Origin of the sequence: Lacrimispora sp. (assembly GCF_036758025.1) — a bacterium.
Lineage (GTDB): Bacteria > Bacillota > Clostridia > Lachnospirales > Lachnospiraceae > Lacrimispora.
Genome location: NZ_DAIOXM010000004.1, coordinates 24305 through 38183 on the forward strand (window position 1 = coordinate 24305; position 13879 = coordinate 38183).

Here is a 13879-nt window from a genome sequence, read left to right on the forward strand (position 1 = left end):
AATAATAGTGAAGGTTGAAGGAAGTTCCCTTCAGCCTGACACAAATTACGGAGGAATCGTATATGAAAAACTGTATCCCAAGGAAATTCCCCCATCTTTTTATCATGATTCTGGCGGGTTTCCTGCTCGTCTCCTGTAAGGCGCTGCCCCAGAAACCGGCTCCCCCTGATACCGGGAGATATGAACAATACCGGGCCGGTGATACGGCCATGCAAGATCAGTTCGATCAGTTTACAGATGATTTGTTCCGGGAGGAAATAGAGAACTCCGGAATCAGTTTTCATTTCAGCATCGCAGATCCTGCCGCAAGGGGATTTGATACCGTTCCCCTGACTCTCGGCGATTTTTCCCTGGATAAGATGAAGGAGAATGCGGAGGAATTAAAGCAGTTAAAAAAGAAGCTGAGGGAATTTGACCAGCGCCGTTTAACTGATGAACAAAGGCTGACTTATAAGGTCCTTGATTCCTACATAGAAACAGAGCTGACCTCCGAAGGGATGGAGCTCTATTCAAAGCCCCTCACAAGCACCATTGGAATTCAGGCACAGCTTCCCGTTCTGTTTGCAGAATACAGCTTTTACACCAAGGCTGATGTGGACCATTATCTTTCTCTTCTTTCCACCATTGATCATTATTATGGACAGATTCTGGAATTTGAAAAAAAGAAATCCGAAGCAGGGCTTTTTATGTCCGATTCTGCTGCCGACAACGTGTTAAAATCCTGCGAAGCCTACTTAATCCAGCCGGACCACAGCTTTCTGGCAGAAACCTTTAACAGCCGGATCGATGCTCTTACCGACTTGACCGAGGAGGAGAAGGCCGCTTATAAAGAACAGAATTTAAAGGTTTTAGAGGAGCACTTCGTCCCTGCCTACAAAAATCTGATCAACGGAATTACCGCCCTTATGGGAACCGGTACCAATGATAAGGGGCTGTTCTGGTATCCGGAGGGAAAACGCTATTTCGAATACCTGGTAAATTCCAGCACCGGAACCTCTTACGATTCCATTGCGCAGTTGACTAAGGCCATTGAAAAGCAGATGGGGGCCGATATACAGGCTTTAAGTGAGATCACAAAGGAGCATCCTGAGGTTCTTGACTCCCTTGAAAGCTACTCATTCGATTATCAGTCACCGGAGGAAATCTTAGAATCCTTAAAGGTTCAGATCAAAGAGGATTTCCCGGAGCCACCGGAATGCACTTATACGGTCAAACAGGTTCCGGCGGCTTTGGAAGCTTCCTTAAGCCCGGCCTTTTATCTGGTTCCTCCCATTGACCGCTATGAAGAAAACACGATTTATATTAACAATAATCCCCGCTTTCAAAATGAGGATCTTTTTCCCACCCTCGCCCATGAAGGCTATCCGGGGCACCTGTATCAGAACGTTTACTTCCTGAGCAAAAAGCCAAGCGATTTGAGAACCATCCTCTCCTTCCCCAGCTACTCGGAAGGATGGGCCACCTATGTGGAATTTTATTCCTACACCCTGGATAATGGGCTGGCCCCCCATCTTGGAGAGCTTCTGGCCCACAATACGGCAGTTACCCTGGGCATCTATGCTTATCTGGATATCTGCATCAACTATGAGGGCTGGGATCAGGATCAGGTAGGAAAATATCTGGGCACCTTTTACAATGTGGAAAACACCGATATTGTGGACTCCATCTACAGCAGCCTGGTGGAAAACCCGGGAAATTACATGGAATATTATGTAGGGTATCTGGAAATCATGGAAATGAAGGGAGCGGCCCAGCGGATTTTAAAGGAAAACTTTGATTTGAAGGAATTCCACACATTTCTTCTGGACACAGGACCTGCACCATTTTCCGTCATACAGCCCTTATTCCGAAGCTGGCTGAACGGGCAGCTTCGCAGCAAATAAAAAGAAAATCCAACATAAAAGAAGCGCCTTGGGAGTCTATGTAGCCAATTGATTCCCAAGACGCTTTTTTACTTTATTTAATTTCCTTGTAATTCTTCACATATTGCAGATAATCGTCATCTCCCTGCTCAATATGACCGCTGGAATAATTCTTTCCATTCACCAAAAGCTTTAACTGGCGCAGCTCAAAATTCTCGGTAAAAGTATTGCCCACTGCCGTCAGCATAAGCAGCTCTCCTGCCGAACCGCTGGTCGGAACTTTGGAAAGATCCAGAGTGCCTGTCCCGTCTGCTTCCTCAAATTTTAAAACCTCTGTTCCCTCTTCCAGAACGCCGTATTCAATCAGCTTGTCCACAAGGGCTTCTGCAGTCAGTTCATCCACCGCATCCATGGCCTGGTTCAAGCCGGTTGCGTCATCATTCTGACTATATACGGAAATGATTTCCATAGGCTCCACATTGGGATCAGGAACCTTATCAGATGCTCCTCCGGTAGGGCCCATCATCTGAGGGTCCGGTGCCTTGGTCTCCATCTTTGGCTGGGTGGGGGTACAGGCTGCCAGGGAAGACAGCAGCATAATGCTCAATAAAAAAAAGAAAAATTTTCTCATAATTGGGTATTGCCTCCTTAAAATTCTAGTAAAGCGGACCTTCACAATGGGTTTGCTGCCGGTTCATGAACCCGTAAGCTGCTCTGCCGCTTATTTGTTCAAGCCCCGAAACCATCGGTTCAGTTTGGTCAACGCTTTTGTCAAAACTTCTATCTCATTTTCACTTAAGCCTGAAATGGCACCTTCAATCATCTCCTGATGAAATCTGGCATGGTGCCCATAGACTTCTTTTCCTTTTTCCGAAAGAGAGATATAGACAACGCGGCGGTCTTCCTTGCCCCGCTGGCGGATCACATACCCTTTTTTCACGAGACTGTTCATGGCAATGGTCAGTGTGCCCACCGTAACAGATAATTCCTTTGCTATGGCCGACATATTCTTTGGCTCATTGATTCCAATGGCTTCTATTACATGCATATCATTGTTCGTGACATTATTAAATTCCGGTGTAATGACAGCACGCTGTTCTATATCCATAATATCCCGAAACAGTCTTACCAATACTTCGTTAAGAGTTCCGTAAGTATCCACGTCTATCCCCTTCATACCTTTATGACAATAAAAGCTTCCCCGTAATTATACATGATTATGTATTTCAAGGCAACCACCTGAATTCTTATAAAATTCTTAAAATCACCATTAAAAAATCCCTTTTATACCAAATAACGGCTTAAAAAGACACTGGCTGCCACTCCTGCGGCAGTCGCCGCCAGAGCGCCGGCCAAAGTGTAACGGGTTTTCTTTATTTTTGCAGTTCCAAAATAAATGCTCAAGCAATAAAATACTGTTTCCGTGCAGCTCATCACCACGGAAACCAACATTCCCACATAGGAGTCAGTTCCGTATTTCTTAAAAATATCAAGAACCAGGCCCATTGCCGCAGAGTTTGATACGAGACGGACTAAAATCACCGGGACAGCAGGAGCCGGGAGGAACAAAAGGGCTGCCGGCTTTGTCAACAGCTCTGCCAGAAAATCCAGAAAACCGGAAGCCCGGAGAACTCCTACGGCTGTCATAAGTCCGATCAGTGTGGGCATGATCCCAGCTACCGTTTTCATCCCCCCCTTGGCTCCATTTATAAAATCATCAAAAACAGGCCGTTTTGACAGTATGCCAAAGCCTACAATGTAGAAAATGATGAGGGGCACTGCTGCTTCCGATAAAAACAATAAAAATCTCATACTTCACCTGAAATCACTGAATTGTTATAGTTTATTCCAGCAGCAGCCTTTTCATTCAGCCGGTTTCAGGATATAATAATGGGGAAACAAAAGAGAAACCGAAAGGAGATCTGCAATCATGAAAGTTTTATTTTTACAATACCCGCCCTGCAGTACGTGTAAAAACGCAAAAAAGTGGCTGGATGCCCATGGGGTTGATTACGATTCCAGAAATATAAAAGAAGAAAATCCCAATGCTGATGAGCTTACGGAGTGGATTGCCAAAAGCGGCCTTCCCATAAAGCGGTTCTTTAACACCAGCGGCATCCTTTATAAGGAAAAACATCTAAAGGATCTGCTTCCAGACATGAGCGAAAAGGAACAGATCAGCCTGCTGTCAACAGAAGGGATGCTGGTGAAACGCCCCTTGGTCATTGGAGAAAATTTTGTCCTGACCGGCTTTAAAGAAGAGGAATGGGAAAAATATTTAGGGAAATAAACGGCTTTCCATTCAGAAAGGGCACCCAACAGCATAGACTGCTGCCATGATTATAATTGCCATGAGGAGGATAAGGGGCTTTTGAACCATGCGTACCGCCCGGAAGCTTTGATGAAAAAGCCTGATCTGCCGCCTTATGACAGTTTCTTTTCCCCTTTTGCCAAGCTCCTCCATGATTTTTTGAAATTCCCCAGTGGGAGGAGAAAGCTGCCCGGGTGTTAATTCCAGGTTTTTCTGCATATAATCAACCAAATGAGCCTCCAGCTTTTCCTGAGACTTTTTACGGTATATAATCCATTTTAAAATGGAACCTTTTTCCTTGTTCTTTCTATCCATCTTCCCGTTTCCACCTCTTATATACAAGTTATCCTCAAATTCCCGTCTGCTTCGGGGTTGACTTTTTACAGCTAACGTTTACTATAGTAGTATATAAAATTATTGCAGAAACCTTTTTTGTTTCTGCAGCAGATCGAATTCTGGAGGCAAGCTTTATGAAAAAAATCATTTTAACCGGCGGAGGCACTGCCGGCCATGTCACTCCGAACCTGGCTTTAATTCCGTCTTTAAAAGAAAGAAATTACGATATACGCTATATAGGATCTTATCAGGGCATCGAACGGACCCTTATTGAAGGAGCCGGCATTCCCTATTACGGGATCTCCTCCGGTAAATTCCGCCGGTATTTTGATTTAAAGAATTTCTCGGACCCCTTCCGGGTGCTGAAAGGATATGGAGAAGCCTTAAAGCTGATCAGGCAATGCAAACCGGATGTGGTATTTTCAAAGGGCGGCTTTGTAACCGTACCTGTGGTACTTGCTGCAAAGCACTGCAAGGTTCCTGTCATCATCCATGAGTCAGATATGACTCCGGGCCTTGCCAATAAGATGTGTATCCCGGCTGCTGCAAAGGTTTGCTGCAACTTTCCCGAGACTCTGGCCTACCTTCCAAAAGATAAGGCAGTCCTGACAGGCTCTCCCATACGGAAAGAGCTTTTGCAGGGTGACCGGATGAAAGGACTTTCCCATGCCGGACTTTCTCCCAGCAGACCTGTCATTCTGGTCATCGGAGGCAGCTTAGGCTCTGTTACCGTCAATAATACCGTACGGGGCATTCTTCCCAAACTCTTAAAAAATTATCAGGTAATACATATCTGCGGAAAGGGCAATCTGGACAAAAGTCTTGCCAATACTCCGGGATATGTACAGTTTGAATATGTTGACTCTCCCTTAAAAGACCTTTTTGCTGCTGCCGACCTTATGATTTCCAGAGCAGGTGCCAATGCGATCTGCGAAATCCTGGCTCTTAAAAAGCCTAATATTCTGATACCGCTCTCCGCTTCCGCCAGCCGGGGAGATCAGATCTTAAATGCCAGATCCTTTGCCAGACAGGGCTTCAGTTTCGTTCTGGAGGAAGAAAAACTATCCGGCGACTCTCTGCTGCAGGCTGTCACTGAAACCATGAAAAACCGGCAGGACTTCCTGGCAAAGATGGAGCAGAGCCAGCTGAATAACGCTGTCGACTCCATCATTGACAAAATTGAAGCTCTGGCCGGTCATTGACTTATCTGATATCGAAGCTGGGACCGAGAATCTTTTTTAGACAGACTCTGGTCCGGTATATCCGGGAACGGCATACTGTTCCCGGAATTTTTAATTTTTCACAAATTTCAGGAATTGTCCGCTGTTCAAGAAAATAGAGAATTGCCAGTTCCCTCCACTCTTCCCGCATGCTGAATATCCCGCTGGCTATCTTTAAAAGTGCTTCTTCTCCAAGAATGACATCCAAAGGATCGGTAACCACAAACCCTGGCATTTCGCTGACCGCATCTTCCTCATCCAAGCTCACCTTTTCGTAGTGGCCGTTTCTGCGAAGGCAGTCAATGGCTTTGCTCTTTAAAATTTTAATCAGCATGCTCTTCTTTCGTGCGTCCGTCCATGTTAATGAATAATTTTGGAAATAGGAAATAAAGGTTTCCTGTACCACGTCATCCAGCTCTATATCTGGTACATTAAGTGCTTTGGCTATCCGCCTGAGTAAGCCCTGATACTTTCCGTATATGGACATCAATAACAAATTTTCATCTTCATGTATGCTCATTGATTTTATTCCTCTGATTATAGGGCGCTTCTTATAGCGGCTCCTGTTTGTTTTAATTCTTCCGGATCTGCTTTTCCCGGCGCCCATGAAACCATATCAGGGCCGTCCTCATAGCGGGGGATCAGATGTACGTGATAATGAAAAACAGTCTGACCTGCTTCCTTTCCATTATTCTGCACAACATTAAACCCCTTACAGTCCAGTGACTTTTTCATGGCCTCTCCGATTTTAGCAGCCAGGGGAAGAACCTTTTCTGCTGTTTCCCTGTCCAGATCACAGAGATCCCTGTAATGCTGCTTGGGAAGAATCAAAGCATGCCCCTTGGAAGCAGGCCCCAGATCCATAATCGTGCGGAACATATCATCTTCATAAATCGTTTCAGAAGGGATTTCTCCATTCGCAATTTTGCAGAAAATACAATCATCTTTTCTCATACTCTCACCTCTTTTAATCAATCCCATATTTCCCTGTAAGGTTTCCTGCGGGGCCTGCGGTATAGAATCAGACCGAACAAAATTCCCAGCACCAGCCCTGCAACATGAGCTGTATTATCCACACCTGTACTGGTAAAACCAAAATACAGGGAGCTCATAATGACAATGACCAGCTGACGGGTGCTTAAATCCTCCAGCTGTCCCCGATTAACGGCTACAGCATACAAAAGACCGCCGATTACACCGAATATGGCACCTGAAGCACCTGCGGAAACTACATCCCGGTATTCCCTTATATTCACTGCCATGGAGACCACATTGGCCCCCACTCCGCAGAGCAGATAGAATATCAGATACTTGATATGACCCAAGGCTCTCTCCAGGTTATCACCCAAAATAAACAAAATAAGCATATTGTTCATAATGTGATTAATACCAAAATGCATAAAAATTGAAGTGAGCAGCCGGTAGTATTCCCCGTTTTCCAGAACAAGAGGCGCATACATGGCTCCGTGAGATACCATAAATCCTGTATGGGAGGTAGAACCGGTTATTTCTAAGTAAAAGAAATAGACCACATTTAAAACAATCAGTCCCATATTCACATATGCCCTTCTTCTCCAGCCCAGGTTCTCCATTACCACTCTCCTTCAAGAATAATATGTATATTTTAGCACAAGCGGACGGAATATGTAAACATAAACACGAAATTTCAATGATGAAGTTTTTTCTGCATGCAAAATACCGGTCAAATGAAGTAATTCCTGCTTAGTTTATGGGATAACTTCAATTCCCAGCTTTTTAGCGACCTCCAGAACCATTTCTTCTGAAACCCCCAGCATTTCAACGGTATATTTTACACGGTTATCTTTTTTTAGGAAGTTGGAAACTAACATTTCCATGCCTTCCTGCATTCCTTCCTGTCTTCCCTCCTGCCTTCCTTTCGTCAGCCCTTGCCTTTCAGCATAATCCATTACAGTACACATACTGACAGCCCCTTTCTCTATTTCTTTCATTATCACCGGTTTGCAGTCTTTAAAACGTTTATCTCTTCCAAAAACCGCAAAGAAATCCAGCATTTCTGAGACATGTTTTATTTCCTGTTCATGATACCGAAGTTCCTCTTCCCGGTTCTCTCTCACCGCGCAGAAGTAATCTGCAATAATCCGAAAATCGGAAATAAATTGCTTTCGTGTCTCCTCCGGGATAAAAGCTACATCAATCACATTGATATGCAGATTTGAAATAATTTCCGGAAAGTACTTCGCATAAGGCAGATTCTGGTCAATGGCAGACAGTATATCCTTGGGACCATCCCATGGGCTCATACCAAAATGCAGGATCAGAGTTATGACCGGATGCTTCGGGTGCTCACCCTCATCAATCTGTTTCTTATAAGAAGTAAAATCATACCCCATTACCCGAAACACCATATCCTTATCCACCCTGCTCTGATTCTCAATTCCAATAACGGCAAGAGTTGTTTTCTGCTTATCATACTTTACTACATCCCGGATATGCTCCCGGATCTTTTTATCTGCATCTTTATATCTTGAAGTTGTCCGGCCATCCACAATATTGGAAGGATTCAGCAACTTTTCTCCCCGGAAAGCCAAAACATTGATGATATCTGCGAATACATCAGCATAATCCTCGATCAGCTTTTCACTTAAGTCTTTTTCCGCCATTACATTTTTCTCCCAGGCACATTTTTTTATCTGTCACTATAGGAACTATGCTCATAGTCTTCCTGTTTTTATATAGAACAGTTAATATGCCTTGCAGAGATTCTGAACACCAAAGGCCCAGTTCTTTATCAAGCTGAATACCTTCTTCAAATGGCGGTTTCCTAAGTAAATTATAACAATATTTACTTCTCCATGCAATTATAATCTTACACATTATTCCTCACCGGCACATCTTCTAAAATATATAAAGCAGATCAGAATATCTGCAAAGCACCTTCTTATGTAAATATGAATGCAAAATCGGCAATAAGAACTTCGTCTCCCTTTTTTAAGGCCACAGTCTCATTGGTCTCCAGCAACCGTCCATTGACGCAGGTTCCATTGGTGGAATTTAAATCGCTGATTCGGTATTCTTCTCCCTCCCGGTCTATTCTGGCATGAATCCGGCTGATGGTTTCACTGCTTAAAACATAATCCACTAACCCCTCCTGTTTTCCAATCAGATAAGGAATATAACTGATTCCTATATCCTCCATATCAGGGGTGGTTGCACGTAAATACCTGATAGCTTCATCTTCTGTCCTGTCTGTCAGAAGAACCGTCTGCAGCGCAGTCTCCCTTCTTACCTGTTCCGGCTTTGGTTCCTTTTCTTTTTCTTTACCCTCTTCCTCAAAGGTCATTCTCCAGTCATAGTCTCCTCTTTCCGGACGGCGGCTCGGTTCCCTCATTCCAGAATTCTCTTCCTTAGGGATTCCGGGTTCTTTGCGTGCTTTAAATAAAATCACAAAGGCGGTAAAAGCACCTGCGCCAACGCTTCCATACCAAAATCTAAGGATTCCTCCCATGCCAAAAATCAGCCATAGAATCGCTGTCATTCCGGCTGCTGCGGTCAAGGCTGCTGCCACCATTCCCATCCCCAAAAAACTTTCCTTCTTTTTTTCATGGAGTAAATGATCTTCCCCTTCCGCTTCTTCCACTGAAAAATTAGAAGTCAGCAGATTAGGAGTTTCCCCGGCTTTCCCGCTATCAGGAAATGGCCCTTCCTCTCCTTCCTGATTTTCTTCCTTCACTCCATTCCTTCCTACAATTTCCATCAGGTCTCTTATTCCGTAATTCTCCTTAAGGCTTTCCTGATACAGGCCGTAAGCCATTACCACACACTCCTTATCCTGGTGGTTCACCTTTCCCAGAAGATATCTCAATAACCCGCTCATATCCTCAGGAAATTCTCCCTGTCTTCCCGGGACAAGACAGAGGTGAATTTCAAAGGTCTCAGGGTTTACATAAATATATTCCGGTTCCAGAAGAATCTGCTTTTCCTGAAGCAGGTATGCCTCCATCCGTTCCAGGGTCTGGGCTGTTTTGCTGATTAGTTTTTTTAACTCCTCCTCCCCCAGACTGTGATATTCCAAAACCCGGTTCAAAGGCTGCTTTGAGGTGATTTCATAGTAATAATATCTCCGTCCATCCATCTGTTTCATCTGGAATTCCAGCAGTCCCTCTATCCGGTTTTCCTCCATCATATAGATTTCGTAGCCGTCATATCCCGTGTTTTCCGGTTCAATGATCAAATAATTATGTTTCATTTCCCGTCTGTATGTAATCTTCATCTCATTCCTCCTGATGAACCAAGGTCAGCATCCGTAAAAAGTTTTCAGGGTCAAACACATCCCGTTCCAGTTCCAGACTCCACCGCCCTCCCTTTCCAGCTGCCTTCACCTTTCTCCCTGTGATGGGGTTCCCAGACAAGCGAACTTCAAATTCGTACTGCTTCCAGGAAAAAGGTGTTCCGGCTCTATTGGAGGCCCACAAGGATGCCTCAGAAGGCAGTTCTGTCTCATTATGAGAAAGCCGCTCCGCTGACTCTGTCAGAGCCATGGCTCCCACCACCTCATCCCGAAGGCGGTATGCTGACTGAACAGAAAACAGCAGAGCCCACAGAACCAGGGCCATGACAAAGGAGGCTTCTATGGTATAGCTTCCGCGCAGACTACCCTTCATAGAATCACCAGCCCAATCCACACCGGGACAAGAAAGGGCAGGAAGGCCACCGGCTGCCTTCTTACATCCTTCCCCTTTAACCGACTGTAAAAGTAAATCCCCCCGCAGATAAGTCCGCTTAAAAAGGTTCCGTAAATCAATAGCTTAAGATTTAAAACCGGGGTTAAATAGAGTCCGCTGACTGTAAAAAACCAGCCGTCACCAGAGCCAATGGCTTCATCGGTCAGACGGCTGAGTATCAGAAGCCCAACTCCTGCCAGACTGCTTAACAGCCGTTCTGTTCCAAAGTCCGCCCTCAGGAAAGACAGGAAAATACCAGCCAGTCCGGCTGCTGCCAAAAGCCATATGCTTATATGCTTCTCTCTTCCATCCTGCCAGGCGGCCATCAGTAAGAAAACACTAAATACAATTCTATTTATACTTTCAAGCATAAATACACCTCCTCCCCCAGGGGGCCTCTCTTTACCTTTGGGCAGCTCCACCTTATTGTGAGCAGTATGAGCACCCGCCCAGATGACGGACTTCAGACAAAGGTACTGCTTCTGCATATGCGGCAATGGATGAGCAGTGGGCATCACTGTGATACCGTTCTCCTCCAGGCATAATATAAACGCTTCCATTTTCCTGGGCGAATTTGCCGCACCGGCTGCAGGGCAGGTACTTTCTGCCGGAAGAGTTCCGCACGTTTTCTGCTTCTTGAAAAGAAATCTTTTTTAAATCATTATACAGATAATGACAGGTTCTGTCCCTGTGATATCTGGTGCTGCTTCTTCCCACATAAACCAGCTCATCCTCTGTATCAACTTCCCCTTTGACTCCCTCCCGGCCGGTCCAAGCCCTGCGGCAGCTTCTGGCTGTCATAGGAACACTGTCCAGGCCAAAGGTGGAAAAGGGAAGCTTTATCCGGTAATTCATAACCAGGTCTATGGTTTCCCCATCCCTTAAAACAGAGGAATGGAAAAAGGAAACGGATTCCAGCCTTTTAAAGTCCAGATTTTTCTCTACCCGTTTTTTCACATAAAGCAATATTCCCTGTTCTGTCAGTCCCTTTAAAAACTCTTCCGGGACGCCCTCCAGTCCGGATTCCTCCAGCTTTTCTTCCAGTTTAAGCTGGTCTAAGACATAGGCATACTGGCTCACCTCTTCTCCCACACGTTCCAAAGCCGTCTGAGCCTTTCGTTCCTGGTTCATCAGCTCCATGGGCATCATCAGAATCACCATGAGAAACAGAAAAAGAGGTAACCCTATGGCTGCTTCTATCGTCAGGCTCCCTTTTTCCCGGAGGCCGGAGGCGGATGATAATGCCCTCTTTACAAAAAGCCCGTATTTCACAAGAGGGATTTGTACCTGGAGAGTAACATGTTTTTTTTCTTTTTTTCCTGAAAGCTCCTTGAAAAAGGGCATCATCATCCGCCTCCTCCCTTAATATGCCTTTTCTGTCCGAACCTCCATCCGGTAATAGGGATCTCTTCCTCCAAAAAACATATGTCTTGCATTGGCTGTTCCCTTGATTTCTGCCTGATAGACACAATGAGCCATACGAAAATCCTGCTGTTTCCGGCAAATATTCATCTGGATTACATCCATCAGCCGATACCGGTGAATTTCCTCATTTCCTATAAATAGAAGGAGTTTTAAATAACCTTCATAATCCATTCCCTTCTCATCATCTCCGCCTTCCGGGCACGATCCTGTACTTCCCAGCTCCAAAAGTCCGGTCAGAGACAGATTCCAAGTCTCCTTTGTCTTTACAAAGGCCGCCTTTTTTCCTTCCAGAAGCATTTTTACATCTATCACCGCTTCTCCCAATGCCCAGACACTCATGATGAAAAACGCCACAACTCCTGCAAGGGGAAGCAGACCGGCGGAGCCGGTGATCACATTTGCAAGAGCCTTGGCTTCATCCCGTTTCTGTCTGTCTGACAGAATATGAATCAGATTCATGCCTTCTCTTATCATCAGAATATCCCCTACCGCCTTTTTTAAGTTTTCCTCATCCGTATTTTTTCCTACGATCAGGTATTCCAGCTCATACTTGACCTCCTTATCCTCCTCGGAAAGAAAATCAGTAAGAAAGCTGCCGCAGTATTCCTGAAACAAAATCCGCTCCACCAGGCCGCCTATTTCCGCCTGTCCTTCTTGCCGTGAGGCAGATGGAAAGTCCGTAAAGTCCAGGATTCCCTTGGAAACTTCAGTCCCTTCCGGAAGAACCAGCTTCATAAGACCGCTTTGGACAAAGCCTCCCACTTGTTCTAAAATCTTCTGCTTTTCCGGATCTTTGACTCCATTGGAGTAGGGAAGTACAGGAATGGGGATTTTCTGCCATATTTCTTCTACTGACCCCCACAATTCATCTTCATCAGGGCCGTCATCCTCTTCATCATCATCGTCCCATTCTGAAATGATTTCTTCTACTTCAACGGAACGCTCCTTTGCCCTCTCTATGATCTCCTTAATCTGGGTCATTTTCTCCGGAAGGGCTTCAATTTCCCTTCTCCGTTCCCCGTCTTCATTAATATAAGACTCGTAACAGGCAGTTTCCTCTCGAAGCGTATCACGGACCTCTTGGCTTAATTCTTCCTGTGCCTGGGACATGGCAGCTTCTGACTCCTTCCATTTTGTTTTCAACTGATCCGCCATTTTTCCATAGGCTTTCACAAGGGGAGGAATCCGGCTCATTTCCTGTTCAAGCTCTGCTGCCTTTCTTCGAAAGCCCGGCCCGTTATAACTGCCCAGCTCAGAGGCCGCTGCCTGCCATAATTCTTTCTGCTTTCTCAAGGAATCGCTGATATCCTGAAATGCCCGTTCCAAACGGACAGCCTCCTTCGTATGTCCGCTGTAGGCTCCTGATAAATTTTTTATGGTCCCAGCTTCCTTTAGCTGGGTCAGCAGATTTTCTGCCCCTGTTTCATCGGTGAGGTTTTCAAATATTCCATATTTCATATAATCCAGAATATCCTGTTTTAAATACTTCCCTCCCTGATCCGTCATGCGGTAAACCTGCAGGGCCTCTGCATTTTCTATTTCCATGGAGTACCAGCCGGAACTTTCCAAATAAGGCTCCATAAAATCTTTCCAGGCTTCCTCAAGCTCAGCTTCATCTTTTTCCTCCAGAAAAAAAAGGCGGTACTGGTCCCAGACCTCCTTGTGGTATTGGCTGAACAAGGAGTCCATGGCTGAATCTGCAGCCATTTTTAAATAGTATCTGGAACCTGCGGTCCGTGCGGACTCTAAAAGTCCGCACATAAGGCTGAATATGCACATAAGCACCAGGCTGAAAAACACCGTTATCTGACCGCTTCGTTTCATCAATACACCTCTTTAGACTGGCTGTTGATCTCCTTAAAAATGCCTTCAAGAAGAGTTGTTATCTGTTTCTTGAACATAATCACAAGTCCGATTAAAACCACTAAAATCAGCACAATCTCAATAACACCTACGCCATCTTCTTCTCTTAGAAAAGCCATTACTTCTTTTTTCAGTAATTCTCCCATCTCATCACCCCCT

18 protein-coding genes are annotated in these 13879 nt (G+C 45.1%); 3 read left to right on the forward strand and 15 right to left on the reverse strand.

All coding sequences use genetic code 11. The annotated features are described in order from the left end of the window. Positions 1-62 precede the first annotated feature (62 nt). Entirely contained in the window at positions 63-1883 is a 1821-nt protein-coding gene (locus tag V7M78_RS05180; protein ID WP_333647126.1) for a DUF885 domain-containing protein, read from the forward strand. Positions 1884-1956: 73 nt separating this feature from the next. Here the strand turns inward: V7M78_RS05180 and V7M78_RS05185 are convergent, their stop codons facing one another. The 3 genes from V7M78_RS05185 to V7M78_RS05195 all read right to left on the reverse strand — a co-directional run bounded on the left by V7M78_RS05185 (position 1957) and on the right by V7M78_RS05195 (position 3674). After that, positions 1957-2493, reverse strand: coding sequence for a GerMN domain-containing protein (locus tag V7M78_RS05185; RefSeq protein ID WP_333647128.1), 537 nt, complete (start codon positions 2491-2493; stop codon positions 1957-1959). 90 nt (positions 2494-2583) lie between these two features. Next, positions 2584-3039: a MarR family winged helix-turn-helix transcriptional regulator gene (locus tag V7M78_RS05190; protein WP_333647130.1), complete on the reverse strand. Its 456-nt coding sequence runs from the start codon at positions 3037-3039 to the stop codon at positions 2584-2586. Positions 3040-3146: 107 nt separating this feature from the next. Continuing rightward, on the reverse strand, positions 3147-3674 hold the full coding sequence (locus V7M78_RS05195; RefSeq protein WP_333647132.1) for a nucleoside recognition domain-containing protein: 528 nt from the start codon (positions 3672-3674) through the stop codon (positions 3147-3149). A gap of 118 nt (positions 3675-3792) precedes the next feature. On the opposite strand from V7M78_RS05195, the gene V7M78_RS05200 reads away from it, so the two are divergent. Then, the gene (locus V7M78_RS05200) at positions 3793-4152 is read left to right on the forward strand and encodes an arsenate reductase family protein (RefSeq protein WP_333647134.1); all 360 of its coding nucleotides are present in this window, start codon (positions 3793-3795) and stop codon (positions 4150-4152) included. Positions 4153-4164: 12 nt separating this feature from the next. Here V7M78_RS05200 and V7M78_RS05205 read toward each other — a convergent pair whose 3' ends face one another. Beyond that, complete coding sequence (locus V7M78_RS05205) at positions 4165-4488, reverse strand: hypothetical protein (RefSeq protein ID WP_333647136.1); 324 nt, start codon at positions 4486-4488, stop codon at positions 4165-4167. Between the two features lie 155 nt (positions 4489-4643). Between V7M78_RS05205 and V7M78_RS05210 the strand changes: the two genes are divergently transcribed. Next, the gene (locus tag V7M78_RS05210) at positions 4644-5711 is read left to right on the forward strand and encodes an undecaprenyldiphospho-muramoylpentapeptide beta-N-acetylglucosaminyltransferase (protein ID WP_333647138.1); all 1068 of its coding nucleotides are present in this window, start codon (positions 4644-4646) and stop codon (positions 5709-5711) included. 1 nt (position 5712) lies between these two features. Here the strand turns inward: V7M78_RS05210 and V7M78_RS05215 are convergent, their stop codons facing one another. From V7M78_RS05215 to V7M78_RS05265, 11 genes are all read right to left on the reverse strand, one after another. Then, the gene (locus V7M78_RS05215) at positions 5713-6249 is read right to left on the reverse strand and encodes an RNA polymerase sigma factor (RefSeq protein ID WP_333647140.1); all 537 of its coding nucleotides are present in this window, start codon (positions 6247-6249) and stop codon (positions 5713-5715) included. A 17-nt stretch (positions 6250-6266) separates the two neighbouring features. Further along, entirely contained in the window at positions 6267-6683 is a 417-nt protein-coding gene (locus V7M78_RS05220) for an HIT family protein (RefSeq protein WP_333647142.1), read from the reverse strand. A 17-nt stretch (positions 6684-6700) separates the two neighbouring features. Then, a complete protein-coding gene (locus V7M78_RS05225) occupies positions 6701-7321 on the reverse strand; it encodes a rhomboid family intramembrane serine protease (RefSeq protein ID WP_333647144.1) in 621 nt (206 codons plus the stop codon). A gap of 135 nt (positions 7322-7456) precedes the next feature. Continuing rightward, positions 7457-8371, reverse strand: coding sequence for an Rpn family recombination-promoting nuclease/putative transposase (locus V7M78_RS05230; protein WP_333647146.1), 915 nt, complete (start codon positions 8369-8371; stop codon positions 7457-7459). Then, positions 8349-8585, reverse strand: coding sequence for a hypothetical protein (locus V7M78_RS05235; RefSeq protein ID WP_333647148.1), 237 nt, complete (start codon positions 8583-8585; stop codon positions 8349-8351). The genes V7M78_RS05230 and V7M78_RS05235 overlap by 23 nt, the downstream gene beginning before the upstream one ends. Positions 8586-8649: 64 nt before the next feature. Continuing rightward, a complete protein-coding gene (locus V7M78_RS05240) occupies positions 8650-9981 on the reverse strand; it encodes a DUF6382 domain-containing protein (protein WP_333647150.1) in 1332 nt (443 codons plus the stop codon). A 1-nt stretch (position 9982) separates the two neighbouring features. Continuing rightward, entirely contained in the window at positions 9983-10372 is a 390-nt protein-coding gene (locus V7M78_RS05245) for a hypothetical protein (RefSeq protein WP_333647152.1), read from the reverse strand. After that, positions 10369-10803: a prepilin peptidase gene (locus V7M78_RS05250; RefSeq protein ID WP_333647154.1), complete on the reverse strand. Its 435-nt coding sequence runs from the start codon at positions 10801-10803 to the stop codon at positions 10369-10371. Before V7M78_RS05250 ends, V7M78_RS05245 begins: the two co-directional genes overlap by 4 nt. Before the next feature lie 52 nt (positions 10804-10855). Continuing rightward, positions 10856-11782 carry a TadE/TadG family type IV pilus assembly protein gene (locus tag V7M78_RS05255; RefSeq protein WP_333647156.1) on the reverse strand — a complete coding sequence of 309 codons (927 nt, stop codon included), beginning with the start codon at positions 11780-11782 and terminating at the stop codon, positions 10856-10858. A 12-nt stretch (positions 11783-11794) separates the two neighbouring features. Continuing rightward, positions 11795-13681, reverse strand: coding sequence for a DUF5702 domain-containing protein (locus V7M78_RS05260; RefSeq protein WP_333647158.1), 1887 nt, complete (start codon positions 13679-13681; stop codon positions 11795-11797). Beyond that, positions 13681-13866 carry a Flp1 family type IVb pilin gene (locus V7M78_RS05265; RefSeq protein WP_333647160.1) on the reverse strand — a complete coding sequence of 62 codons (186 nt, stop codon included), beginning with the start codon at positions 13864-13866 and terminating at the stop codon, positions 13681-13683. The genes V7M78_RS05260 and V7M78_RS05265 overlap by 1 nt, the downstream gene beginning before the upstream one ends. Positions 13867-13879: the final 13 nt, after the last annotated feature.